Annotated in this window: 15 protein-coding genes; 10 read left to right on the top strand and 5 right to left on the bottom strand. The window is 57.7% G+C overall.

Features of this window, described 5'->3' with window-relative positions; all coding sequences use genetic code 11:
* Positions 1–78: 78 nt before the first annotated feature.
* Positions 79–1134, bottom strand: coding sequence for a tetratricopeptide repeat protein (locus KHO07_RS14475; RefSeq protein WP_212627568.1), 1056 nt, complete (start codon positions 1132–1134; stop codon positions 79–81).
* A gap of 120 nt (positions 1135–1254) precedes the next feature.
* Here KHO07_RS14475 and KHO07_RS14470 point away from each other — a divergent pair, with 120 nt between their 5' ends.
* From KHO07_RS14470 to KHO07_RS14455, 4 genes are all read left to right on the top strand, one after another.
* Entirely contained in the window at positions 1255–5538 is a 4284-nt protein-coding gene (locus tag KHO07_RS14470) for a hypothetical protein (RefSeq protein WP_212627567.1), read from the top strand.
* 139 nt (positions 5539–5677) lie between these two features.
* Positions 5678–7813 carry an FUSC family protein gene (locus tag KHO07_RS14465; RefSeq protein ID WP_212627566.1) on the top strand — a complete coding sequence of 712 codons (2136 nt, stop codon included), beginning with the start codon at positions 5678–5680 and terminating at the stop codon, positions 7811–7813.
* On the top strand, positions 7803–8003 hold the full coding sequence (locus tag KHO07_RS14460; protein WP_150733168.1) for a DUF1656 domain-containing protein: 201 nt from the start codon (positions 7803–7805) through the stop codon (positions 8001–8003). Before KHO07_RS14465 ends, KHO07_RS14460 begins: the two co-directional genes overlap by 11 nt.
* Before the next feature lie 4 nt (positions 8004–8007).
* Entirely contained in the window at positions 8008–8973 is a 966-nt protein-coding gene (locus KHO07_RS14455; protein ID WP_150732869.1) for an HlyD family secretion protein, read from the top strand.
* Between the two features lie 125 nt (positions 8974–9098).
* Here the strand turns inward: KHO07_RS14455 and KHO07_RS14450 are convergent, their stop codons facing one another.
* The 3 genes from KHO07_RS14450 to mexE are packed head-to-tail and all read right to left on the bottom strand — an operon-like array spanning position 9099 to position 14977.
* Positions 9099–10520: a TolC family protein gene (locus KHO07_RS14450; RefSeq protein WP_150732870.1), complete on the bottom strand. Its 1422-nt coding sequence runs from the start codon at positions 10518–10520 to the stop codon at positions 9099–9101.
* The gene (locus KHO07_RS14445; RefSeq protein ID WP_150732871.1) at positions 10520–13708 is read right to left on the bottom strand and encodes an efflux RND transporter permease subunit; all 3189 of its coding nucleotides are present in this window, start codon (positions 13706–13708) and stop codon (positions 10520–10522) included. Before KHO07_RS14445 ends, KHO07_RS14450 begins: the two co-directional genes overlap by 1 nt.
* 15 nt (positions 13709–13723) lie before the next feature.
* On the bottom strand, positions 13724–14977 hold the full coding sequence (gene mexE, locus KHO07_RS14440; RefSeq protein ID WP_150732872.1) for a multidrug efflux RND transporter periplasmic adaptor subunit MexE: 1254 nt from the start codon (positions 14975–14977) through the stop codon (positions 13724–13726).
* A 532-nt stretch (positions 14978–15509) separates the two neighbouring features.
* Here mexE and KHO07_RS14435 point away from each other — a divergent pair.
* A complete protein-coding gene (locus tag KHO07_RS14435; RefSeq protein WP_019471141.1) occupies positions 15510–15827 on the top strand; it encodes a helix-turn-helix transcriptional regulator in 318 nt (105 codons plus the stop codon).
* Positions 15820–17106, top strand: a complete 1287-nt coding sequence (locus KHO07_RS14430) for a type II toxin-antitoxin system HipA family toxin (RefSeq protein WP_212627565.1) — start codon at positions 15820–15822, stop codon at positions 17104–17106. The genes KHO07_RS14435 and KHO07_RS14430 overlap by 8 nt, the downstream gene beginning before the upstream one ends.
* A 169-nt stretch (positions 17107–17275) precedes the next feature.
* Here KHO07_RS14430 and KHO07_RS14425 read toward each other — a convergent pair whose 3' ends face one another.
* Positions 17276–18190, bottom strand: a complete 915-nt coding sequence (locus KHO07_RS14425; protein WP_150732875.1) for a LysR family transcriptional regulator — start codon at positions 18188–18190, stop codon at positions 17276–17278.
* Between the two features lie 269 nt (positions 18191–18459).
* Here KHO07_RS14425 and KHO07_RS14420 point away from each other — a divergent pair, with 269 nt between their 5' ends.
* The 4 genes from KHO07_RS14420 (at position 18460) to pgm (ending at position 24752) form a co-directional block, all read left to right on the top strand.
* Positions 18460–19482: a zinc-dependent alcohol dehydrogenase family protein gene (locus KHO07_RS14420; protein WP_150732876.1), complete on the top strand. Its 1023-nt coding sequence runs from the start codon at positions 18460–18462 to the stop codon at positions 19480–19482.
* A 564-nt stretch (positions 19483–20046) separates the two neighbouring features.
* Complete coding sequence (locus KHO07_RS14415) at positions 20047–21525, top strand: hypothetical protein (RefSeq protein ID WP_212627564.1); 1479 nt, start codon at positions 20047–20049, stop codon at positions 21523–21525.
* A gap of 37 nt (positions 21526–21562) precedes the next feature.
* On the top strand, positions 21563–22963 hold the full coding sequence (locus tag KHO07_RS14410; RefSeq protein ID WP_212627563.1) for a PLP-dependent aminotransferase family protein: 1401 nt from the start codon (positions 21563–21565) through the stop codon (positions 22961–22963).
* Positions 22964–23105: 142 nt separating this feature from the next.
* A complete protein-coding gene (pgm, locus tag KHO07_RS14405; protein WP_212627562.1) occupies positions 23106–24752 on the top strand; it encodes a phosphoglucomutase (alpha-D-glucose-1,6-bisphosphate-dependent) in 1647 nt (548 codons plus the stop codon).
* Positions 24753–24784 lie beyond the last annotated feature (32 nt).

Below are 24784 nucleotides of genomic sequence, written 5' to 3'. Positions count from 1 at the left end.
GCTGGCCGAGACGACGGTTCAACCATTTATGCTTCAGGTGCTTGATGCACATGAAAACAATAGCAAAAGATCGCGGCCTTACAGACCCTGCTGCAAGGCCGGATCGTCCGGATTCAGTTGTTCGAGTTGCGCCAACAGAATCTGCACGTTTTGCAGTTGGCCGCTTTCTTTCCAGTAATTGATTAGCAGCACCCGCGCCCGGCGATCGTTGGGGTGACGCTGGACGATTTCCTGCAATTGATTTTGCGCCGCCTGCAACTCCTGTTCACCGTGCAGCGTGGTGGCCAGGTCATAGCGGTAATCCTTGTTGTCCGGCTCAAGTTCCACGGCTTTGGACAAGCCGAGCAGGGCGAATTCGCTTTGGCCGTGGTGCAGCAGCCACAGCCCCAATGCGTGTTGCAAATAGGCCGAATCCGGCTGAGCCTTGAGTTGTTTGGCCAGCAGTTGGCGGGCGGCATCGTTCTGCCCGAGTTTGTCCAGCACCTCGATCTGCATCACCAGCGCCAGCAGGTTGTCCGGAGCAAGCCGCAAGGTGTTTTCCAGGGCCTGCTGCGCCTCTTTGAACTCGGCATTGTGCAGGTACAAGCGGGCCAGCTGATACTGGTTTTCGGCGCTCTGCGGTTCACGTTTGAGCGTTTGCTGCCAGGCATCGATGGCTTGCTCCAGCGGGCCGAAATACAAGCCAAGATCATCCGGCGAAAGCCCGAGCAACGCGTTGACGGCGGCCAGGCGCACACCCTGTTCGGCGTCATCGAGCAACGGCCCCAACAGCAGACTGCGTTGCCCACTGGGGACCAAGCCGCTGATGCTTTTGATCGCGGCAATGCGCACGTCTGGTGTTTCATGCTGCAAATCCGCATCGGCCAGTTTCAGCGCGACAGAACTTGGATAGTTGGGCAGCTCGGCATGCAGCCACACCCGTCGTTTCGGCGAAATGTCAGGCCGGGCCAGTTGCTGATAAAGCACCCGTGCCGCGCCCGGTTGGCCGGCACGAGCCTTCGCCAGCGCTTCGCTGTAACCACGCTTGATGGCCTCCGGTATGACGGGCGTCGAACTGCGCAGGAACGTCCACGCAAGGACGATGGCGAACAGGGCACAGAGGCTGATTAGCAGATAACGGTGGGACTTGGGCATGCAGAATCCGGGCTGGCAAGCTTTTGCAAAGTGATCAGCTTCGGTCAGGGAAGGCTGTGAGTCAAACCTTGGGCTGTTTTTGAAAGAGGATATTACGGCGGCCAAGTAAGGTGACCAGATTTGCCCCTGACGGATATGAAACAAATGCAACCTGCTTTTAACGTGAGCTCTGCAAGCAGTTCAACGCCGACGTTGTCGTTCAACCCTGAATCAAAAAATCAAAACGCGCTTTCTGTAGGCCTTTTAGGCACTCGGCAAGGCACGTATTGCATGCAAAACGTTAATGTCAGTCCGTCGACGGTTCGCGATACGCAGCTTGGCGTCGCCCCTCCGGTGCTTGATTGCTCTTCGTTTGAGCACACTCCAAAATTTTGTAACCAGGCAGAACTTGACCAGCAGTGGACGGCACTCATTGAGTACTTAAGCGGTGCAAGGCTTTGCGAGCAGGAAATAGTTGAAGTCTTAAGTTCCGGCATTCTTCAGAAAGAAACTGGAAAGGCTGTCCGCGATATATTTGCCGATGCAATGCTGCGATCGATCAAGCGCGGCGGGACGCCTTCCGGATCAAGGCTGAAAGAGATTGTGGATGTAGTTTGCCATCTGCCGCACGGCCAATGGCAAGCTGCGCTGGGAGAGCAGGTTCTGTTTACGGCCAGGCCAGACGCCAAAGGTGTCATGGCGTTCATCCAGTCCGCCCTCGATGGTCAGCGTGCAGAACGAGAGCAGAAAATCAGCGACAAGCAGTTGGTATCCAATGCCCAGTGGGATGCAATCAAGGGCATAGCCCAGGACACCAGGAAGTTCGTTCGTCAAAGCCATGCCGCTCTTGACGATGCATGGCAGATGCTCAATGAGAACTGCGAAGTGCGACCCGCTCCCAAGGAAGCACAAAAGCATGTGGCGCAAGTGATTGCTGCGCTACGCAATCCATCACCTGATGAACGAGTTCGTTGGACTGACCACTTAATCGATAAGCTCGAGGCCGTCCACAAGCAGCTAGATCCGGAGTATCAATGGGCGCCGCCAATGGCGGTGGAGACTAAGCCAGAGGTGATTTCGCTAAAGTTTTTCAATCCGCCGACATCGCAAGATCCGACTCTATTGGCACAATTGACGGACTTTGAGCGATACGCAAATTTCTATTCGAGCGTCGACACCGCGGGACCGATTATTCCAGACAGTTTTTTCGGCAAGGTGTTGTACGTCTGTAACGCTCTGGACACCGTCGGCGCCTTGAAACTGGACAGTAGCCACATAACAACCCGCCCCGTTCCACCGCCAAACAGTGATGCGTGGAAAAATGGAGCGTCGGATTTTTCACGAGTGCCGTTAGAGGTTGCTTCGCAACGACCGCAAACCGCCGATACAGAACCACTCGCCACTTGGTGGGAGTTCGCTACCCAAGTGGACGAGATTCTTAACCAGATCACCCGCAAAGTTGTGCCTTGGGACAGCGTTTCTGCTGTCGATGAACTTGAACTGCAGGAAATTCTGCAGAGTGTTCGGGTGGACCAACCTTTAAATCCAGGAGACGAACCAAATGAACACCCGCAGCACTTGATGAATGATGTCGGCGTCCAATTGAGTAGCTGGTTGGCCCGAATGAGCGGCCGTCTAGTCAGCGCTGGCGTAGCTGTTGTGGGCCGCACGGGGGATTTGTTAGAGCGAAATCCGGGTAAGGCAGCCGGTCTGTTTGCTACCTACATGGCTGTCAGCACCTTTTACACCCACTGGTTTCTGCCTGAACCCGAACGCATGATTGATCCTTTGCGAGGCTTGGAACTCACTCCCGATGCCACGCCAGATGAAAGCTCGCTGGTTGATGAAGACGTCGTCGGGGGCATTGAAGATCTATTTGAAATTCAGCCGGATTTTGCAAGTGAAGTAGAAGCACTGATCAGCGAATCCGATTATCCAGATCCCGTAGACGATCCCCAGCTGATCGAGAAACTTGAGACACTTTTGCGGCAGCCAGTACCGTCCAGCCAATATCTGACCTACCAGGATTACCTCGATGAAATCGCCGAATTGTCGGAGTTAGAAGTAGAAGCAGGTGATGAACTCGAAGACGATGGGGTGAATGGATCGACCACCGAGCCAACCCCTACCACGGAGCGCGACCGGTCGATAGCCGCTATGTCCGTAAACATTCGTCCCAAGCGCAGCGTTGATGGCCATGGGGCGTCACTGATTGATGTTCAAGGTTCTGCAGGCGGCGTATCTGCACACGCTTGCGTCCGCTTGCTGATTCGGGCGGCACAACGTTCAGCAGATGAAAAAAGCTCTATCCGACCGGGCGAAGTCATCGCACCGGGAGTCACCATAAGTCAGGCCGCAGATCTGTTTATCAAGGACTTTGTCGAGTTGCAGACTGTACTGAATCCGACATTATTCATTTTGTCGTCTGTAGAACAGATGATCACCGACTCGGATTTGCCTGCTGATCTTAAAGCACAGTTAACGTATAAAACATCTATCAGAGTCGATTACGACCTACCGCCCCCGAATGGAAAGCATGGTGGATATTTTCAACACACCAGCAGGTATGAAATGTTCACCTTGGCCGATCTGGTAATGGGTCAGCATGAAAAAAAGAAAAAATCACGCGAGGAGGTAAAAATCAGTTGGCCTTCCTCATATACAAGCGACTTCAGGGCGTCGTTGGAAGGGGCAAACCTTTGGGCGGATTATAAAACCCTGTCGGAAAAGGTTTTTTCCAAGCCTCAGACGTACGAATTATGGAAAAGCAATGTCGACTTCAAACTGAAGCATTTGATCAGTGATTATCTCGGAGGAAATAGTACTTCGAAAGAAGGTAAAGAGGTCGCTGGAAAATTTTTGGCTGGGGAAATTCGGGTTAGGCCTATCAGCATCAAACAGGGCAAATACAGCGATATGTTTCGGGTGTCAAATGCTGTGTTTTTAACCAAAAATCGTGGGCCTGAGGGGTTGTTTGTTTTCCTGGGCGGGAACGAGACTGTTATCGAGAGCCCTGTGGAGCTGTTTCAGAAAGATGGAAAGTCAATAGAGCAGTTTCCTGAGTTAAGAAACGAGTTGTCAAACCGCATACCGCTCAAAGACCTTTTGGCTCGTAACGATGATGATTTCAATTATAGTCAGGGGAAATTCGAATGGGGATGGAGCCCCGTTGATATGTTCAATGACTATAAATGGCCATATACCCCTATTATATTTGGTCGTAAAGACGGCCCCACTTACTATGGGGAGGAGCATGACGCTTTTAAAGTCATGTTCGAGGACGCAGTTGATAAAGCCAAATCCGATATGGACACATTGACCTCAACCTGGGGTGAACGCACTGTTGACAAGCTATTGGAGGTGTTAACCAATTCGTTGACGGGGCTGGCGATGATTCTTGCGCTGCCAGGAGCACCCACCGCCGCGCTTGCCTTTATGATGGGGGCAAGTTCTTCGTCAGTGCAGTATTTGCGGGGGCAGTTAAACGAGGACCCCCTCGAGTCCAATCGACATAAATCCAATGCGGTAATAGGTATGGTTGCCCAGATTGCCGGTCCGCACATCGGGAAAGTACTCGGAAAAGCATTTTCCAAAACCATAGATTCGCGCGTCGTGGGTAAGATTTTTGAGCGACTTCGGTATTCTGGTTACTTTCCCGAGGCCATTTCCAAACATTTTCCGAAATACGGGCATGTCGCCTCGCCGATGGCTACTACTGCTGGAAAAATAGAAAAATGGATTGCGCCCAGGGTTAGAAATCCCTGGACTATTCAAGATAAAGTAAACCGAAAACTGTCCAATAATGTGCTCGCGAGTCGATTGAGGTCTCTGGATAAAGGGCCGCAAATTGCTCAAAAACTCATGGATCGCTCCCGGGTTTTATACTTTGCCGGGCCTAAGGAGGGTTACGTACATCGGGGCTTCGTGATGCGTGGAGATGTGCGATCCCCACAAGACGTTTTTACGAGTGGCTTCAAATCCCATGGGCCAGTAAACAATATCAATAACATTAACGGCGTTAACCCCAAGAGTGGGGCGGACGCCGGTGTGCAAACGTCAGGTTATTACGATAACAACGGGATGGGTGCGTTTTACCAAGGAGGAAAGCAGGGGGGATACACCTATTTGATTGATGGCAGAAGTGTCAATGGCTATGACGTACTGAGGAATAAAAACTGGATGGCTGCATCGGGAGCAAGATTAGGCTCTAATCCATATCAAATTAATTATGCGAACGATATTCCGGGTTCAAAGGTGCTTGGTGCCTACGACAGCGCTGGTCAGTTCATCCCCAATCCGAAAGCGCTGAATCGCGCCATTGAAAAGAGCATTCCAAATCCTTTTGTAGAAGCAGTGCCTTTTCCATTAAAGAAATTTGTCCAAAATCAAAACGCAACTCTAGCGTCGGGCGGGTTGCCCCAGTAAAGGATTGGCTGATCAGCCAGATAAGCCATTGTCAGTCTCCGTCCCGGCATTTCACGGCTTGCGGACGGAGTTGCAGACAAAACCTTCCATCAATCCATGCAGTGTCTACGCTTGCTGAACATAAGTCAGCGAGCACTACATGCAAGCGCTACTGCAATACTTCAAAGCCATCCTCCACCCCGGCCCCGGGGTGTTGCTGTTTGCTTTGCGGACCATTGCCGCCGGGCTGCTCACGTTGTACCTGGCATTTGTGTTTGACCTTGAGCAACCCAAGTGGTCGATCATGGCTGTGGTCATCATCAGTCAGCCCTTGGCCGGCATGGTGTTGGCCCGCAGCTTTGGCCAGGTCATCGGCACTACCCTGGGGGCGGCTGTGGCGGTGGTGATCATGGCGATCTTTCCCCAAGCGCCGGTGCCGTTCCTCATCACGCTGTCCCTGTGGCTGGCGTTGTGTACCGCAGGCGGCACCTTGTTGCGCTACACCAGTTCCCAGGCGTTCGTGCTCAGCGGTTATACGGCGGTGGTGGTGGGGCTGCTGGCCGTGCCGGAACCGGACGGCACGTTCTTGCTGGCCGTGACCCGGGTCACCGAAACACTGCTGGCGGTGGCTTGCGTTTGTGTCGTCAGCCTGTTGACCGCACGCCCGGAGGCCGTGGCCAAGGATTACTTCGCCCGGATCGATCAGGTGATCAAGCTGCTGGCCACCCATGCCAGCGCCGTGATTCGTACCGAGGAAAGCGAGGCCGAGTTCCACCGTCGACAAATGCAGCTGCTTGGGCAGATTGGCGCGCTGGAAGGCGTACGTCGGCATCTGTATTACGACGCGCCGCGTTTGCGCAGTGCCGATGATCTGGTGCAATTGCTGGGCAACCAACTGGTGCTGTTGACGGCACGGCTCACCGCGTTGCGCCATCAGCGCGAACTACTGCTGGAACGCTGGGAGGGGGAGATCCCTCTGGAGATTCGTGAGCTGCTCACGGAAGAACTGGAATTTCTCGATGAATTGGCCCGGCAAGGGCGTGCGCTTCCGGCGGAGCAACGGCGACAGTTTGCAGTCCTGCAAAAGCGCTTCGATGCGCTGGCCTACCGTTCGGAACAGCTCACCGAACCGTTGAAGGCCACATTGCGCTCGCTGTCGTGGTCTTTACGTTGGGAACAGGCGCGAATGCTGCAGCAGATGGAAACCATTCTGGAATTGAGTGACGCGATCCAGAGCGGACGCGGTGCCAGCAGTATGTTTCGCGGTCAGAAGAACCCCTTGCATCTTGATTACACGCTGGCGGCAATGAACGCCATCCGCGCCTACAGCGCATTGATGGTCGCTGGCCTGATCTGGATCGAAACCGGCTGGGACGGCGCCCGGGGCGGGATGATCGTGACCGGCATCCTCTGTTCGTTGATGGCGACGTTTCCCCGGCCATTGCTGGCGGTCCAGAGTTACGCCCGGGGGCTGGGACTGGCGCTGGTGGTGTCGGCGCTGCTGCAGTTCGCCCTGGTGCCGATGATCAGCAGTTTCGAAATGCTCGCATTGCTGCTGGTGCCCTTGCTGTATGCGGTCGCAGTGGGGTTGTCCAGTCCAGCCACCACAGGGACCGGGATTGGTCTGGGGCTGACGACGTTTTTGCTGTTGGGTCCGCAAAACACCGGGTTGGGGCAGAACACCGCGATGCAATGGTTCGAATTTGCCGGTGCTTACGTATGCGCCGCCGCACTGGCCTTGAGTGTCTATGCGTTGATTTTCCCTTTCAGACCCGGCCTGCGCCTTCGGCGGTTACACCAGGAAAACTGCGAGCAGGTTTACGCCTTGCTGAAAATGCCGGCCACCGATGAAAACCAGTTCGCCTTTGAAAGCCGCATGGTCGATCGCCTCACGATGATGCTGGGTCTGCTGCCAGCCATTGAAGACACGTCTGCGCGAGATCTGTTTGAAGTCAGTCTCGGCAGCATGGCCCTGGGCATCGCTTTGAATCAACTCAGGCAGCAGGCGCAGAACAACAGCCTGTTGAGTCCGGACACGCAAAGTCGCGTGCTCGCCACGGTACGCGAAACCGGGCGCTTGGTCGCAGCCCGGCCCGACATCGAAGTCGACAGCCTGCTCGACAAGTTGCGTGCCTTGGGCGATGAACTGGACGCGTTGCATTCAAGTGTCCATGAACATCTGTGGTCGGTGTTTCGCATGCGCGTGGCGTTGTTGATCGTAGTGTCATTCCTGGAGCGCCACCGTGGCCACTTTGAATCCCCGCAACCCCAAGGAGCGCCAGCACTTGCCCATTGATCTGGAAATAGGCGGTGTCTACCTGCCGCCGATTGCCCAGGCGCTGTTGCTGGGCGTGCCCATTTTTTTGCTGCTGGACTGGATCCTGCGGCGCCTCGGCGTGCTGCGGTTCGTCTGGCATGAAGCCTTGTTCGAAGGTGCGTTGTACGCCTGCGTGTGCGCGACCTTGATTTTGTTGATGGGAGCCTGATGCCTTGAAGACGATTCTTGCCCGACTCTCGACGGTAGCCGTGGTGGTGCTGGCGTTTGTGCTCGGCTGGTTTGCCTGGGAGCACTACACTCGCGCGCCATGGACCCGGGACGCGCGGGTGCGCGCCGATGTGGTGACGTTGTCCGCCGATGTCGCCGGACGCATTGTCAAACTCTACGTGCAAGATAACCAGCACGTGGACAAGGGCCAGTTGTTGCTTGAAATCGATCCCTCGCGCTACAGACTGGCGGTGGAACACGCCAGGCGTGCGGTGGAAGTGTCCAAGGCGTCATTGGGGCAATCGCAAGCGACGATTGTCGCCAGCCAGGCATTGCTCAAACAGCGGCAAAGCGAGGAACGCCGCCGGCGGACCCTCAAGGAACGTTCGGCGATTTCCGGCGAAGAGTGGGAGAAAGCCAATACCGACGTGTCGGTGGCCGAAGCCGACTTGCTGCGCAACCAGGCCAACCTGGGGTTTGCCCAGGCCAACGTGCAACTGGCGATTGCCGCGCTGGCCGAGGCTGAACATGATCTTGAACGCACCCGGGTGCAATCGCCGATCAGTGGCTTTGTCACCAATCTGCTGACCCGCCAGGGCGACTACGCGACTGCCGGTGGTCCGCTGGTGGCGTTGGTGGACAGCGACTCGTTTTATGTCAGCGGCTACTTTGAAGAAACCAAATTGCCAAGAATCGGGGAGGGTGACCGGGTCGACATCGAGTTGATGAGTGGCGAACGATTTGGCGGCACCGTGCAAAGCATCGCCTTCGCCATCGCCGATCGGGAAAACCTGCCCGGCGGACGCTTGCTGGCCAACATCAACCCCAGCTACACCTGGGTCAAACTGGCGCAGCGGGTGCCGGTGCGGATCAAGATTGACGACGAATACCCCGGCAAAGACAAATTGCGCGCCGGTACCACGGCGACCGTGACGGTGCAGGAAAACCACCCGTCTGAAGAGCACCGCTAACCCTGTGGGAGCGGCGGTGAGTTCAACATTTCGTGCAGGCAAAAAAAGCCCCGCGACCGAATGATACGCGGGGCAAAAAAATTGGTTGGTTGCGGCCAACCAAAGGAGCTCTTTAGAAAACCGTGTTACTTGCTGGCCACCGTCTCCGGCTGCCAACCGCCACCAAGGGCCTTGTAGATCGCGACGATGCCGCGATACAGATCAACTTCGGCCTGGGCCTGGGTATCTTCAGCCGCCAGACGTTCGCGCTGCGCATCCAGCAGCACCAGGAAATCGGCGGTGCCTTCGCGGTAACGGATCTCGGCGAGATCGGCCGCAGAACGGCTCGATTCACTCTGGCGAATCAGCGAGATCAGCCGCTGCTGGCGTTTGCCGTAGTCGCTGAAAGCGTTCTCCGACTCTTCAAGCGCTAACAGCACTTGTTGCTCGTAGCTCGCCAGCGCGCCTTCGGCATCGGCATCGGCACCACGCAAACGGGCACGCACGCTGCCCAGATCAAACGCGGCCCACGTGATGCTCGGGCCGAGCGCCCAGGCGTTGGCCGCCGAGGAACCGATCTGCGAACCACGCCCGGCGGTGAAACCGAGGAAACCGCTGAGGCTCACCCGAGGGAACAGATCCGCCTTGGCCACGCCGATCCGCGCCGTGGCCGAAGCCAGTTTGCGTTCGGCGCTGAGAATGTCCGGACGACGTTGCAGCAGTTCACCCGGGTCACCGATCGGCAGCGCCTTGGCAATCGCCGGCAAGTCTTTCGGGCTCAAGTCCACGGTCAACTTGTCCGGGCGTTCACCCAAGAGCGTAGCGATGCGGTTTTTCTGCCGCACCTGCTCCGCCTGCAATTGCGGCACGCTGGCTTCAACCGAGGCCAGACGTGCGTCCGCGCGCTCCACATCGAGCTGATCGCCAACACCGGCATCACGCAGGCTGATGGTGATCTTGCGCGATTCCTGCTGGTTGTTCAGGTTGGCCAGGGCAATTTTTTCCCGCAACTGAGCGCCGCGCAGTTGACCGTAAGCGTCCACCAGTTCGGCAATCATGGTCACTTGCAGCTGATACAAATCAGCCTCAATCGCCTGCTGCTCGGCGTCGGCCGATTCCAGGTTGCGCTGGATGCGGCCGAACAGATCGATCTCCCAGGCCATGTCCAGACCCAAGTCGTAGCGCTCGCTATTGACCCGTTTGGTGGTCTCGCCGGGAATCTGCCCTTTGCCCAGATCACTGCTGGCCCGGCTGGTGATGGTCGGCATGGCGTCATTGCTGACATCGTCACGGATGGCCCGCGCCGCTTTCCAGCGGGCGAAGGCGACGCGCAAATCACGGTTGCCTTTGAGCGATTCGGTTACCAACTGGTTGAGCGTCGGGTCTTCGAACTGCTGCCACCAGATGCCTTCGAATCGCGAACGGTCAAAGTTCTTCTGACCGGCCGCACCCTCGGTGGCGGTGGTGATGTTGGCCGGGGCAGTGGCTGGGGTCTTGTAGTCGGGGCCAACGGCACAGGCGCTCAGTGCCAGTACCAGCAGGCTCGGCAGGAAAGCTTTCAAACTCATCAATGCGACTCCAGCTGATTTTGCAGTTTCAGCGCTTTGGCGGCCTTGCGTGCCTCACCGCGTTCGACGAAGTTACGAATCAGTACGTAGAACACCGGCGTCAGCAACAGACCGAAGAAGGTCACCCCGAGCATCCCGGAGAACACCGCCACACCCATCGCATGACGCATCTCGGCACCGGCACCGCTGGAGAACACCAGTGGCACCACCCCCATGATGAACGCGAAGGAGGTCATCAGGATCGGCCGCAGACGCAGACGGCAAGCTTCCAGTACCGCAGCCAGCGGACTCATGCCTTCTTCCTGTTTGTCCTTGGCAAACTCGACGATCAGAATCGCGTTCTTACAGGCAAGCCCCACGAGTACGATCAAGCCGATCTGGGTAAAGATGTTGTTGTCGCCACCGGAGGCAATCACCCCGGTAATGGCCGACAGCAGAGTCATCGGTACGATCAGGATCACCGCCAATGGCAGGCTCCAGCTTTCGTACTGAGCCGCCAGTACCAGGAACGCCAGCAGTACGCAGAGCGGGAACACGAACAGCGCGGTGTTGCCGGACAGAATCTGCTGGTAGGTCAGGTCGGTCCATTCGTAGGTCATGCCGTTCGGAAGTTCTTCCTTGAGCAGTTTCTCGATGGCTTTTTCGGCCTGGCCGGAGCTGTAGCCGGGGGCTGCGGCACCGTTGATTTCCGCGGTGACGAAACCGTTGTAATGCGAGACGCGATCCGGGCCCGAGGTGTCGCTGACCTTGATAAAGGTCGCCAGCGGGATCATTTCGCCCTTGTTGTTACGCACTTTCAGCTGACCGATCTGGTCGGATTCGAGGCGGAATTGTTGCTCGGCCTGAACGTTGACCTGATAGGTGCGACCGAAGCGGTTGAAGTCGTTGGCATACAGCGAACCCAGGTAGATCTGCAGGGTGTCGAAGATGTCGCTGACGGCCACGCCGTGGGTCTTGGCTTTCTCGCGGTCGATGGCGGCATCGACTTGCGGCACGTTCACGGTGTAGCTGGTGAACAGGTTGGCCAGTTCCGGAACGTTATGGCTCTTGGCGATGACGTTCATGGTTTCCTTGTACAGCTCTTCGTAGCCCAGGTTGCCCCGGTCTTCGATCTGCAGGCGGAAACCGCCAATGGTGCCCAGGCCTTGTACCGGCGGCGGCGGGAAGATCGCCATGTAGGCTTCCTGAATCCCGGCGTACTGGCCGTTCAAGGCACCGGCAATCGCCCCGGCGGACATGCTCGGGTCTTTACGCTCGTCGAACGGTTTCAATGTCACGAACACGATGCCGGCGTTCGGGCTGTTGGTGAAGCCGTTGATCGACAGGCCAGGGAAGGCCACGGCACTTTCCACGCCAGGCTGTTTCAGGGCCAGGTCGGACATGCGCTTGATCACGTCTTCGGTGCGGTCCAGGCTCGCCGCATCCGGCAATTGCGCGAAGGCCACCAGGTATTGCTTGTCCTGGCCGGGTACGAAACCGGTCGGGGTGCTGGAGAAACCGAAGAAGGTCAGGACCATCAGGCCGGCGTACAGCAGCAGGGCGATACCGCTTGAGCGGATCACACGGGCAACGGTGCCGACATAACCGTGGCTGGCTTTTTCAAAGAAGCGGTTGAACGGACGGAACAACCAGCCGCCAAACAGCTTGTCCAGCACTTTGGAGAAGCGGTCTTTCGGCGCGTCGTGGCTTTTGAGCAATACCGCCGCCAGGGCCGGCGACAGGGTCAGCGAGTTGAAGGCCGAGATCACCGTCGAAATCGCAATGGTCAGGGCGAACTGCTTGTAGAACTGCCCCGTCAGGCCAGAGATGAACGCTGCCGGGATGAAGACCGCACAGAGCACCAGCGCCGTGGCGATGATCGGGCCGGTTACTTCGCCCATGGCTTTTTTGGTCGCTTCGACCGGTGTCAGTCCGAGCTCGATGTTGCGCTCGACGTTCTCCACCACCACGATCGCATCGTCCACCACGATACCGATCGCCAATACCAGGCCGAACAGCGACAGGGCGTTCAACGAGAAGCCAAACAAATGCATTACCGCAAACGTACCGATCAACGAAACCGGCACCGCCACCAACGGAATGATCGACGCACGCCAGGTTTGCAGGAACAGGATCACCACCAGCACCACGAGGATCAGCGCTTCGAAGAGGGTGTGAACCACCGCCTCGATGGAACCGCGCACGAAGATCGTCGGGTCATAGACGATGCTGTAGTCCATGCCCTGCGGGAAGTTTTTCTTCAGCTCATCCATCTTGCCCCGAACCTGGTTCGAGATGTCGATGGCATTGGAGCCAGGACGCTGGAAGATCGGGATCGCCACCGCCGGCTGGTTGTTCAGCAGCGAGCGCAGGGCGTACTGGCTGGAGCCCAGCTCGACCCGGGCGATATCTTTCAGACGAGTGATTTCACCGTCGTCGCCGGAGCGAATGATGATGTTTTCAAACTCTTCCTCGGAAACCAGTCGACCTTGAGTGTTGACCGACAGCTGGAAACTTTGGGCATTCGGGGCAGGGGGCGCTCCCAGTGCACCGGCAGCCACTTGACGGTTCTGTTCACGAATCGCGGACACCACATCCGTCGCCGTCAGGTTGCGCGAAGCGGTCTTGTTCGGATCGAGCCACACTCGCAGCGAGTAATCGCCCATACCGAACAGTTGCACGTCACCGACACCGCCCAGGCGCGCCAGCTCATCCTTGATGTTGAGCAGGGCGTAGTTGGACAGATAGAGCATGTCGTAGCGTTTGTCCGGCGAGGTCAAGTGCACCACCATGGTCAGGTCGGGCGACGCCTTGTCCACGGTGATACCGATGCGCGTCACTTCCTCGGGGAGTTTCGGCTCCGTCCGGGTCACGCGGTTCTGCACCTGCACCTGAGCGTTATCCAGGTCAGTGCCCAGCGCAAAGGTGATGGTCAGGGTGATCTTGCCGTCAGCCGTCGACTGCGAGGACATATAAAGCATGTTCTCGACGCCGGTGATCGCCTGCTCCAACGGAGCGGCCACGGTTTCACCGATGACTTTTGGGTTGGCACCCGGGAAGTTGGCGCGGACCACAACGGTCGGCGGCACAACTTCCGGGTATTCGCTGATCGGCAACTGGAACAGCGAGATCGCGCCGGCGATCAGGATCAACAGCGAAAGCACCGCTGCGAAGATCGGCCGTGAAATGAAGAATTGGGAGAAATTCATCGGAGTCGTTATCCCTTAACCGCGTGGGTTCGCTGCAGCCAGTTTCACAGCCGTACCCGGCGCGACCTTGGCAGGCGCGACTTGGGGCAGGTTGCTGGCTTCCAGCGCTTGTCGTTGTTGTGCAAGGGCCGCGAGGGTTTGTTCGCTGGCCATCGGGATGACTTCAGGGGTGACTGGCGAGCCAGGACGCACTCGTTGCAGACCCTTGACGATGATGGTGTCGTCCTTGTTCAGGCCATTGCGCACGATGCGCAGACCTTCGATTTTCGGACCCAGCTCGACCGCGCGATAAGCAGTTTTGTTGTCGGCATCCATCACCAGTACGAACTTCTTGCCCAGGTCAGTGCCGACGGCTTCGTCATTGATCAGCATGGCGTTGTAGGTGCCGCTGCCCACCAGTTTCAGGCGTGCATACAGGCCCGGGGTGTAGCTGCCGTCGCTGTTATCGAACACGGCGCGACCACGGATGGTGCCGGTTTTCGGGTTGACCTGGTTGTCGATGAAGTTCATCACGCCCTGGTGCGGGTTGCCGTCTTCATTCGACAGGCCCATGTAAACCGGTGTTGTGGCACCGCGTTTGCCCTGGCGGGCGAGCTGGGTGTACTTGAGGAACACGCGCTCGTCAGCATCGAAATAGGCGTAGACCTTGTCGGTGGACACCACGCTGGTCAGCGGGGTGGTATCGGCGGTCACCAGGTTGCCGGCGGTGATTTCGGCACGGCTGACGCGGCCGCTGATGGGCGAGGTGACGCGGGTGAAGCTCAGGTTCAGCTTGGCGAGGTCCAGTTGCGCTTGCAGTGCGCCGACAGCGGCACGGGCTTCTTGCGATGCGCTGGTCCGCGAATCGGCCAGCTCGGCGGAAATCGCGTTGCTGGTGCGCAGGCGCTCACCGCGCTGGGCTTCGTTTTCGCTGCGAGTGGCGTTGGCACGAGCCTGGGCGACCAGCGCTTCGAGGCGGCGGACCTCGGCCTGGAACGGACGCGGGTCGATCTGGAACAGCAAGTCGCCTTTCTTGACCAATGCACCTTCAGTGAAAGCCACTTCATCGATCTGGCCGGAGACCCGTGGACGAATCTCTACCGTTTCCGGCGCTTCAAGGCGCCCGGTGAACTCGTCCCACTCATTGACCGGTTGCTCCAGCACCTTGGCCACGCTGACTTTCGCCGCCGGCATCGTGGCGGCAGTTTCGGGCGCCTTGCCGCAAGCGCTGATCACCACCATGGCCAATAAAGCCAACGGGAAGCGCAAATGTTTGAATGACTGTTCCATGGATGCATCCGCCAATGTGTTGAGATTGGCGAATGATGCTCGGCAGGGTGGTATCGCACGAATCGAATGAGCCGAAGGTAACTATCATCCGGAATGATATAAGACCCGACTCAGCCCTCTAGCCTGCACCTCTGGTTAGCGGGCTATCAATTGGCTTGATGTTAATTCTGTGTTGCCGAAAACGCATTAATAAGGCTTGAGGCCGAGGTGCGTCCATCGCTGGCAGGCTAGCTCCCAGTGTCTATGTCGCGTTCACTAATCCCTTGTGGGAACTAGCCTGCTAGCGATGGGCCATTCGAGTCAATGCTCATTCCGGATCAGGCCAGCCTTCACTGATAACACGATTCTGAACGGCCCCCAATGGTTCTCCCCCGTCCTGTGGCTTTTTGGTAGATAAGTCCAGTAAGTTGTGGCTAAAGTCAGAAATCAAGTGTTAAGCCACAGATTCAGGGAATAACGTCGCTTGATAGGGATCTACGTTAATTCTATAATTTTGGGAATTAACTGGCACAAAATGGGCTGGATACACACTATGTTGGATTTAAGCTTCAGCAAGCCAAGTGAGGTCGTCAAGCGCCTCTGCGATCGCTTGCGCACAGAGCGCTTGGCGCTGGACATGACACAAGCCGACTTGGCCGGGCGCGCCGGCATCGGTACCAACACCGTGTCCAACCTTGAAGCCGGGCGCAACGTCGGGTTCGAGAACGTGGTCCGGGTGGCGATGGCCCTTGGCCGAACCAAGGAACTCGAAGGCCTGTTCCTGCCAAAGCTGGACAGCATCGAGGATATTCGGCGCTATGAAAACAGCGCCAATCGTCTTCGTATAAAGAGGAAGTCCGGCAATGCTTGAGCAGGTGAACATCTTCTACGAAGGCTGGGGTGAGCGATGGCAATGGGGCACGCTGGTCTCCACGACCGCCCTGACCGGTCGCCCGTTGATCGTGTTCGAGTACAGCAATGAAGCCAGGCAAAGGGGCTTGGAACTGTCCTCCTACACGCTGCCGCTGGAGGGGGCTCAGTTGCGCCGAAATTTTCCAGACCACCAACTGTACTTGCCGGGGCCTGTTTACGACTCGTTGCCGGATGGGTGGGGCATGTTGCTGATGGACCGTATGTTCAGGCGCCGCGGGCTCACCACGGCGCGCATCGGGTCACTGGAACGGCTAGCCTACATCGGTAGCAATGCGATGGGTGCCTTGACGTTTGAGCCCGTGGCGCCCGAAGGTCAGGAATCTGAAGTCCACATCCCGCTCGAACAGCTTGCTGCCGAAGTACGGGAAGTGCTCCATGGAGACGGTGGCGAGTTCCTGCAGACGTTGCTGCTGGTGGGCGGCTCGCCTCAAGGTGCAAGGCCTAAGGCCCTCGTCTATCGCGATCCCGAAACTGGCGGGTTTACCACTGCCGTTACGCCGGGCTTTGAAGCATGGTTAATTAAGTTCCCGGCCAAAGAAGAACATGCCGAGGTGTGCGCTATCGAAATGGTCTACGCCGAGTGCCTGCGCATGTGCGGTATCGAGACCCCTGACACGCAGTACTTAAGTCTGCCTAATGGGTTGGCAGCGTTTGCCAGTAAGCGATTTGACCGCCGGGATGGTCTGCGCGTACCCATGCAAAGCCTCGCGGCCTTTACGGGGGCAAATTACCGATCTCCGGGGGTGTTGGACTACGTCAACTTCTTGCGGGCAACACAGATGTGTACCAATGACGTGCGAGGGATGGCGGTGGCCTTCGAACGTGCCGTCTTCAATGTTGCATTCAACAACAGAGACGATCATCCCAAGAATTTTGCCTACATCATGTCGCAAGAGGGGCAGTGGCGACTGTCGCCGGCTTACGACGTGACCTTTTGCGAGGGGCCAGGTGGATACCACCAGATGGATGTGATGGGAGAGGCGCTGGCAATTTCCCGCGCGCAAATGCTTCGGCTTGCCGAGGAAGCGGAGGTGCCCCGGGACGCTGCAGGCAGAGTGATTGACGGCATTTGTGATGTGGCGAGCCAATTTGCAACCATCGCCGAGAGTCTGTACCCACAGGTTATTACTCGAGACACCTTGCGAACGATCCAAGACCGCATCGATCAGAACGTAGCCCGGTTACACGACGGTCACGCGGACAGCGGTCGCCGTTGAAGATTGGCAGGACGGGGCTGACGGACCTCAGGCTGGGGGCATCCTTTTCAAACCATCCAAAGCATGCCCTCAGATGTGCCCCCAATGTAGCAATCCACTGGAAGTGGATGGAGCTCCATGGTTTGTGGAAAGGCAAAAATGAGCAGCTAAACAGCCTGCCCGACGACGCCTAAAGACTGTCAGGATCCCCGAAAAACATCTGAATCCGCGAGCGTAACCATCGCTCGCCCGGATCGTTATCCTGCGACCCGCGCCACGCCATGTGCAATTCAAAACTGCGCACCGGCAACGGCGGTTCTTCTGCGCGTACACCGCCAGCTGCCGTGAGGGCTTCGGCTGTGTAGTCGGGCACGGTGGCAACAATGTCGGTGCCGCTCAACAGCGTACTCAGCCCGTTGAACTGCGGTACTGCGAGGACTACGTGGCGTTTGCGCCCGAGTTTTTCCAGCTCTTCATCAATAAAACCGCTGAGGTCACCGGCGAACGACACCAGCGCATGGGGCCGTGCGCAGAAGTCATCCAGGCTCAACGGCCCCGGTACGGTATCGGCGCGCAGCAGTTTGGGCAAACTGCGGCGCAGGACTTTGCGCTTGGCGTTCGCCGGCAGGTCGGTGGTGTAGCTGACGCCGATGGAGATTTCGCCGGACGCCAGCAATCCCGGCATCAGGATGTAGTTGACGCGCCGCACCACCAGTACGATCCCCGGGGATTCAGCGCGCAGGCGCTTGAGCAGCATCGGCAGCAGGGCGAACTCGACGTCGTCTGACAAACCGATACGGAACACCGCGGTGCTGGTGGCGGGGTCGAACTCGGCGGCACGACTCACGGCGGTGGAAATCGAATCCAGCGCCGGAGAGAGCAGGGCGAAGATCTCCACGGCCCGGGCAGACGGTTCCATGCTGCGGCCGGTGCGCACAAACAACGGATCATCGAACAATCCGCGCAGGCGCGAGAGCGCCGCACTGATGGCTGGCTGGCCGAGGAAAAGCTTCTCTGCAGCGCGGGTCACGCTGCGCTCGTGCATCAGGGTTTCGAAAACGATCAACAGGTTGAGGTCGACACGACGCAGGTCATTACGATTCATCTGGAGTCCTGGCGGAGTCAGTAAACTTGACGTGAGCGGCCATATGAGAACAATGGCCAGCAGGAATATTACGGGGAAAGGCTGGTACTCTGCACCGAGTAATTCAGATTTCCTACAAATGCTGCTGCGGTTTCTTACGACATTTGACGATGTTGCCGCTCATGCGGAATCAATGACAGGCATGTCGACTATTAATAGCCACAGATAGTGTTGGGTTGAAAGCCCAGCTAGAGTTCATGGCATTAGAGGTTCAATTGGCGAGGTTTGCGATGTCCCGCACGATCCGTTTTCACAAGTTTGGTCCGGCCGAGGTGCTCAAATGCGAAGAGCATGCGGCCGCTCTGCCTGCACCGGGTGAAGTGCAAGTGCGCGTCGAAGCCATTGGTATCAGCTGGTATGACACGCTCTGGCGTCAAAACCTGGCGTCGTCCCGCGCTCAACTGCCATCCGGCCTTGGTCAGGAAATGGCCGGTATCGTCACCGCTGTCGGTGACGGTGTCGAAGACTTGGCTGTTGGTGACAAGGTCGCCAGCTTCCCGGCTCAAAGCCCGAACGATTATCCGGTGTATGGCGAGTTGATTGTGCTGCCGCGCTCGTCGCTGACCCGCTACCCGGACGTGCTCAGCCCGATTGAAGCCAGCGTGCATTACACGCCGCTGTTGATTGCCTATTTCGCCTACGCCGATCTCGCACGGGTCAAACCCGGGCAATTTGCCCTGGTCACTGACGCCAGCCACTGCGCCGGCCCTTCGTTCGTGCAATTGGGTAAAGCCTTGGGTGTACGGGTGATTGCCGCGACCAAGTCGGCGGATGAACGTGAGTACCTGTTGTCGCTGGGTGCCGAGAAAGTGATTGTCACCGAGGAGGAAGATCTGCTGATGCGGATCAACAAAATCACCGACAATCGCGGCGTGGATGTGGTGTTCGATGGCCTTGGCGGCCCACAGATGTCGCTGTTGGGCGACGTCCTTGCACCGCGCGGCAGCCTGGTTCTGTACGGTCTGCAAGGCGGTAACCAGACGCCATTCCCGGCCTGTGCGGCATTCCAGAAGAACATTCAGTTCTTCGTGCACTGTATCGGTAACTTCACCGGCAAGCCGGAACTGGGCATCATCCAGGACCAGGTCGCGCTGCAACGTGCCTTGCGTGACATCAACCAGCTGACCGCCGACCGTGTGCTGCTGCCGCTCAAGACTCGGGTGTTTCCGTTTACCGAGTTTGTCGAAGCTCACCGCTACATGGACGAATGCCCATGCCGCGAAAGGGTTGCGCTCCAGGTCGAGCCAGCCTGACGTTCTTAAAGAGTCCGTGCCATCACGGACTCTTTTGCTATCAGTACTTTCCTACATGAGACCTTCCATTGATCTATCAGTGGAGCCGTTCAGCAACTGAACTGGTTTTTGCTCTCAATCTGTAGCTTCTAATCAGCATCTAAGCCCTGATAATTGAATGATTACTTTCATCTCAAGGAATGAGCTATGGGCCGCATTCAGGCTGATACTTTTCAATGCTCGCTGCTGATAAATATCCAACAATTAACGGGCGCTTGTGCAGTTGCCGGACAATTGTTGGTTACTTCTTTCTTTATTTCTTGTGTTAAACGTCTGTGGGACGCTGTCGGACATTTCCTAGGACATCGAAGGTCGTCCAGAAAGCCCCAGTCAATGCGGGCTACAAGGCTGGTCGACGGTGTGCAGTGTCAGCATGGCCACCCACGTGCCCAAGTGTTGATATGAACATTTAAGTGCTAGCATTTCCCCATATAACCAGTATTCAAACCATGTTCAGGTCAATCTCCTGCGCTGCGCGTTCAGCTATGTGCGCGATATTGAACTACGAGTATCAGGTACATAAAGATGACCAATATCCATGAACAAGCCATGAGCAATGTCTACCAACAAGTGCTGCAGCGATTGTTGAGTTTCTTTTCCCGGGCTGAACGCACGGCACTGCAGTTGTTGATTCAACGCATGGGGGTGGCCGCTGGCGGCATGGAGCAAATCGGTGACTTCAAGGTATTGGCGATTCAGACCGGCTCTCGCGACAGTTGCTTCTCCCTGGCGTTGCTGCGTGCCGCACAATTGACCATCGCCAGTCGGTCGCCGGCAACGTTCCAGCTACGCGTGGCGACCTTGCGCCTGAGCAGCACCAGCCCGGTAGCCCTGGAAAACATTCATCGCACCTACAGCGCCTTGTTCGTCTACGACGATCCGCGGGTTGAAGTGTTGATGGTCGATAACCGCGAGGTCCTGCCGTTTGACCCCCTGGCGCCGATGACCATGGAGGGCCGTGAGGCCGACCGCACTCACCTGCTGATGATCGGCCATGTGCGGCCCATGGATGGACCACTTGACCTGTGGGACAGCGGCTACCTGGCCACCGGCGAGTTCTATGGTCAGATTACTCGCTGGAAACATGGCGTCGACGCCTTTATCAGCCACGACGCACCTCGCCAGGAGAAGCGATTTATCGAAGCCCTGAAACGGGCTGCTGCAAAGGCCGGTCATGACACTTCCAGGCATCACGCCCCCGGCTATGAAGGATTGTTCCCCCTGCTTGACGACCTTGGCGCTCATGGCTATCAGCGCTTTTATTCGGAAGCGGGCCGTCAACCCTGGCGCCCGGCGGAAGACTTTGAAACCTGCCGCCGCGCAACGCTGATTGATATTCACGACCTGCTGGTCAGCAAACTGGAGGAACGATGGCCGCTGCTGACCGAGTTTCTCGGTTACCAGGCGGACGATCTGGCAGCTCACCTCTGTGACAATTACTACAGCAGTCTCCCGGTCAGCGCACACATGCGAGGGCTGCACGCCTGTTTCGTGCAAGGGCGCACCTATGAAGAGGGTGTTGGCGTATACCTGCAACGGGCCTTGGTGATGATGCGCCGTAAGCAACTGCCGGAACGCTGGTGCGATCTGGCGGTGGAAACATTTGGCAGCCCGTTGGCATTTACTGAGCGACGGGCAGGGACTGCCATTGAACTGCAACGCAACATGGGTTTGAGCGAGGCCCAGTTGGTGTGCCTGCTGTTTGCGCCTTTTGTCGACAACGGCGCCAGCCTCGAGCGTTTCCTGCGCCAGTGCCACCCGGGGATGATGGTGGCGTTGCCTGATTTGCATCGGGCCATGCAGGGGCATCAGGTTGCAGATCAGATCCTGCAATGGCTGACCGAGGTCAGTGGTCTGCCGGTCAATCTGGTCAGCGCGCTGTATCGCATGAAGTCCGTGGCTGTGAATGGGGGCAGGGTGGCCGGACCGACAATCGGCGATGCCGACCCAGATACAGCCAAAGATCACTCGTCCGTGCCGGGTGAGTCGTCAGCCGGTGGTTGAAAGTGATCCTTCGTCACCACGTATGCGGCCGTCGCCCATGAAAAGGCCGCGTGAAACCGACTTCGCATACCAGGCTGTGTATCGTTACCTGACCCACCTCATCGGCGAAACATCCAGCGATGCACGTTTACGTCTGCCTTCGTTGCGGCAACTGGCGGAGCGGCTGAATGTGTCGATCTCGACCATTCAGTACGCCTACGCACTGCTGGAAAAAGAAGGCCGCGTGTACTCAGTGGCCAAATCCGGCTATTTCGCGAAGCCGGTGCCCGCTGCGAACACCCTATACAGCGGTAATGACTTGCTCGAGAGCCTCTACGTCAACGCGCGCCGCCCCGGCATGCTGGTGCTGAGTGCCGACGATCCGGCGATGTTGCAGCCTATCGACAGCCCGCTGTTGCTGTTGGAAAGAGAGTTACTGCGTCAGTATCCACGCCAGCCGCAAGCGCACTTGCAACCCTGGGGCGAACTCGAGCTGCGCATGGCATTGGCCGCGCGCTACACCACTTCGCCGCTACGTTGCTGGCACGCTGACGACATCTACATCGGGGCGGACCTGCGGGGTGTGCTGGAAATTCTGATTGCGGTGCTGGACCTCAAGGAAGAGACGATCGTGGTCGAATCACCCTGCGACTGGGGGATTCTGCGTTTGCTGGAAGCGGCAAGCGTTCGGGTCATCGAGTGGCCGGTCATGGCCGATGGCGGCCTGAACCATGATCTTCTCAAGGACCTGCTGGAAATCGAGTCCGTACGCCTGGTGATGGTTTCATCCGGCCTGAATATGCCCAGGGGCAGCCAGGCGCCGGATGACAATCGTGAGGCCATCGCGAAGCTGTTGAAGGGGCATGACTGCTGGGTCCTGGAGAACGACTGCTATGGCGAACTTGAATTCGAACCCGTTGGGCCAAGATTCCGGGAGCTGCTGACACCGGAACGTCTGATCGTGTTTTCCACGTTCGAAAAAATCATGGGGCCGGAAGCGCCCTTTGGTTACCTGCTTTCGCGCCACATGAGCATGGAGTTGCAGCGACATTTTCTGCTGCGCGCGTTTCGTTTGTCTGCCATTCGCCAGAAAGCCATTGCCCGCTTGTACAGCAACGGACGCATCGACCAACACCTGCAATTGCTGCGGCGTCGTCTCAAGGACGGCAAGGTGCAGATGATTCAGTTACTGCAAGAGCGGCTGTCCGATGCCTTGCATTTCGTCGAGCCACAAGGGGGTGGAACCATCTGGGTACGCCCGTTGCGACGGGTCAACGTACGCAACGTGTTTCAGCGCCTGCTCAAGCAGCAAGTGGTCATCGCGCCGGGAGAACTGTTCAGTCTTCAGGGTTTACATGCTCAACACCTGCGTTTGAGTCATAGCGTCGGCGCTGAACAGGATCTGGCGAACGCCCTCGGGCTGCTGGCGGATGCGCTGCGTTTGGAGGCGGTCGAGTGAGTGCCGCTCTCTGTCTGGCGCAATGCTCGACTTTTATAACGTTGTGCTTGGGCCTGGGACGGGATCGATAACGTCGCGCGGCGGTCAAACTGCCAGTAAACTGCGTTCCAACTCCTGAACCCTTCTATTCCAGAGGTTTTGCATGACACTCAGTCAATATGCGGGCAAACCGGCACCGGCAGAATTGTTGGTCGACATCCCGCGACTGGTTACGGCGTATTACACCGGCCAGCCAGATGCCGCCATTTCGACCCAGCGCGTGGCGTTCGGTACGTCAGGGCACCGAGGCAGCTCCTTCGACCTGAGTTTCAACGAATGGCACGTTCTGGCCATTAGCCAGGCCATCTGTCTGTATCGCGAAGCCCAGGGCATCGACGGCCCGCTGTTCGTCGGCATCGACACCCATGCGCTGTCCACTCCAGCCGGCGCCAGCGCCCTGGAAGTGCTGGCCGCCAATGGCGTGAACGTGATGATTGCCGAAGGCGACGAGTACACCCCGACGCCGGCAATTTCCCACGCGATTCTCTGCTACAACCGCGGGCGCACCACGGGCCTGGCCGACGGCATCGTCATCACGCCGTCCCATAACCCGCCGCAAAGCGGTGGCTACAAATACAACCCAACCAACGGCGGTCCGGCCGATACCCACATCACCAAGTGGATCGAAGCCAAGGCCAACGAACTGCTGGGCAACAAGCTCGCCGGCGTCAAGCGCATCAGCTATGAACAAGCGCTGAAGGCCAGCACCACCCATCGTCACGATTATCTGAACACCTACGTTGCCGACCTGATCAACGTCATCGATTTTGACGCGATTCGCGATGCCAAGCTGCGTCTGGGCGTTGATCCGTTGGGCGGAGCAGGGGTGCGCTACTGGTCGGCGATTGCCGAACATTACCGCCTGGACCTGGACGTAGTGAACAAAGAGGTCGACCCGACTTTCCGCTTCATGACCGTCGACTGGGATGGCCAGATTCGTATGGACCCGTCGTCGACCCACGCCATGCAGGGCCTTATCGGCCTCAAGGAACGCTACGACGTGGCATTCGCCTGCGACCCTGATCACGATCGTCACGGCATCGTTACGCCGTCCGGTGGCTTGCTGGCGCCGAACAACTACCTCGCGGTGTCCATTGATTACCTGTTCCAGAACCGTCCGCAGTGGCGCGCCGATGCCGCCGTCGGCAAAACCGTGGTCAGCAGCGGCCTGATCGATCGTGTGGCCAAGCGCCTGGGTCGTCGCCTGTACGAAGTGCCGGTCGGCTTCAAGTGGTTTGCCGATGGCCTGTTCGATGGTTCGTTGGGCTTTGGTGGCGAAGAGAGCGCCGGCGCATCGTTCCTGCGCAAGGACGGTGGCGTCTGGAGTACCGACAAGGACGGGTTGATCCCGGCATTGTTGGCCGCCGAGATGACCGCTCGCACCGGCCGCGATCCAAGCCAGGCCTATCGTGCGTTGACCGATGAGCTGGGCGAGCCGTTCTCGGTGCGCGTCGACGCCAAGGCCAACCCGGAGCAGAAAGCCCTGCTGAGCAAGCTGTCGCCGGCACAGGTTACTTCGACCGAACTGGCAGGCGAGGCAATCCAGAGCATTCTCAGCCACGCGCCAGGTAACGACCAGGCGATCGGCGGCTTGAAGGTCATGACCGAGAACGGCTGGTTCGCGGCGCGTCCGTCGGGTACCGAAGACATCTACAAAATCTATGCGGAAAGCTTTGTCAGCGACGATCACCTCAAGCAGTTGGTGGCCGAAGCGCAGACATTGGTGGATGGCGCCATCTCCACTAAATAACTGTAGGAGCCGGCTTGCTGGCGATAGGTGGC

The sequence above is a fragment of the Pseudomonas sp. PP3 genome, assembly GCF_905336995.1.
Lineage (GTDB): Bacteria > Pseudomonadota > Gammaproteobacteria > Pseudomonadales > Pseudomonadaceae > Aquipseudomonas > Aquipseudomonas reinekei.
This window is presented reverse-complemented; position numbering and strand designations above follow the sequence as displayed.

Bases quoted from the DNA above. Each gene is read 5' to 3' on its own strand.
- KHO07_RS14475 (WP_212627568.1), bottom strand. From the start codon at position 1,134: ATGCCCAAGTCCCACCGTTATCTGCTAATCAGCCTCTGTGCCCTGTTC.
- KHO07_RS14465 (WP_212627566.1), top strand. From the start codon at position 5,678: ATGCAAGCGCTACTGCAATACTTCAAAGCCATCCTCCACCCCGGCCCC.
- KHO07_RS14450 (WP_150732870.1), bottom strand. From the start codon at position 10,520: ATGAGTTTGAAAGCTTTCCTGCCGAGCCTGCTGGTACTGGCACTGAGC.
- KHO07_RS14445 (WP_150732871.1), bottom strand. From the start codon at position 13,708: ATGAATTTCTCCCAATTCTTCATTTCACGGCCGATCTTCGCAGCGGTG.
- mexE (WP_150732872.1), bottom strand. From the start codon at position 14,977: ATGGAACAGTCATTCAAACATTTGCGCTTCCCGTTGGCTTTATTGGCC.
- KHO07_RS14435 (WP_019471141.1), top strand. From the start codon at position 15,510: ATGTTGGATTTAAGCTTCAGCAAGCCAAGTGAGGTCGTCAAGCGCCTC.
- KHO07_RS14430 (WP_212627565.1), top strand. From the start codon at position 15,820: ATGCTTGAGCAGGTGAACATCTTCTACGAAGGCTGGGGTGAGCGATGG.
- KHO07_RS14425 (WP_150732875.1), bottom strand. From the start codon at position 18,190: ATGAATCGTAATGACCTGCGTCGTGTCGACCTCAACCTGTTGATCGTT.
- KHO07_RS14420 (WP_150732876.1), top strand. From the start codon at position 18,460: ATGTCCCGCACGATCCGTTTTCACAAGTTTGGTCCGGCCGAGGTGCTC.
- KHO07_RS14415 (WP_212627564.1), top strand. From the start codon at position 20,047: ATGACCAATATCCATGAACAAGCCATGAGCAATGTCTACCAACAAGTG.
- KHO07_RS14410 (WP_212627563.1), top strand. From the start codon at position 21,563: ATGAAAAGGCCGCGTGAAACCGACTTCGCATACCAGGCTGTGTATCGT.
- pgm (WP_212627562.1), top strand. From the start codon at position 23,106: ATGACACTCAGTCAATATGCGGGCAAACCGGCACCGGCAGAATTGTTG.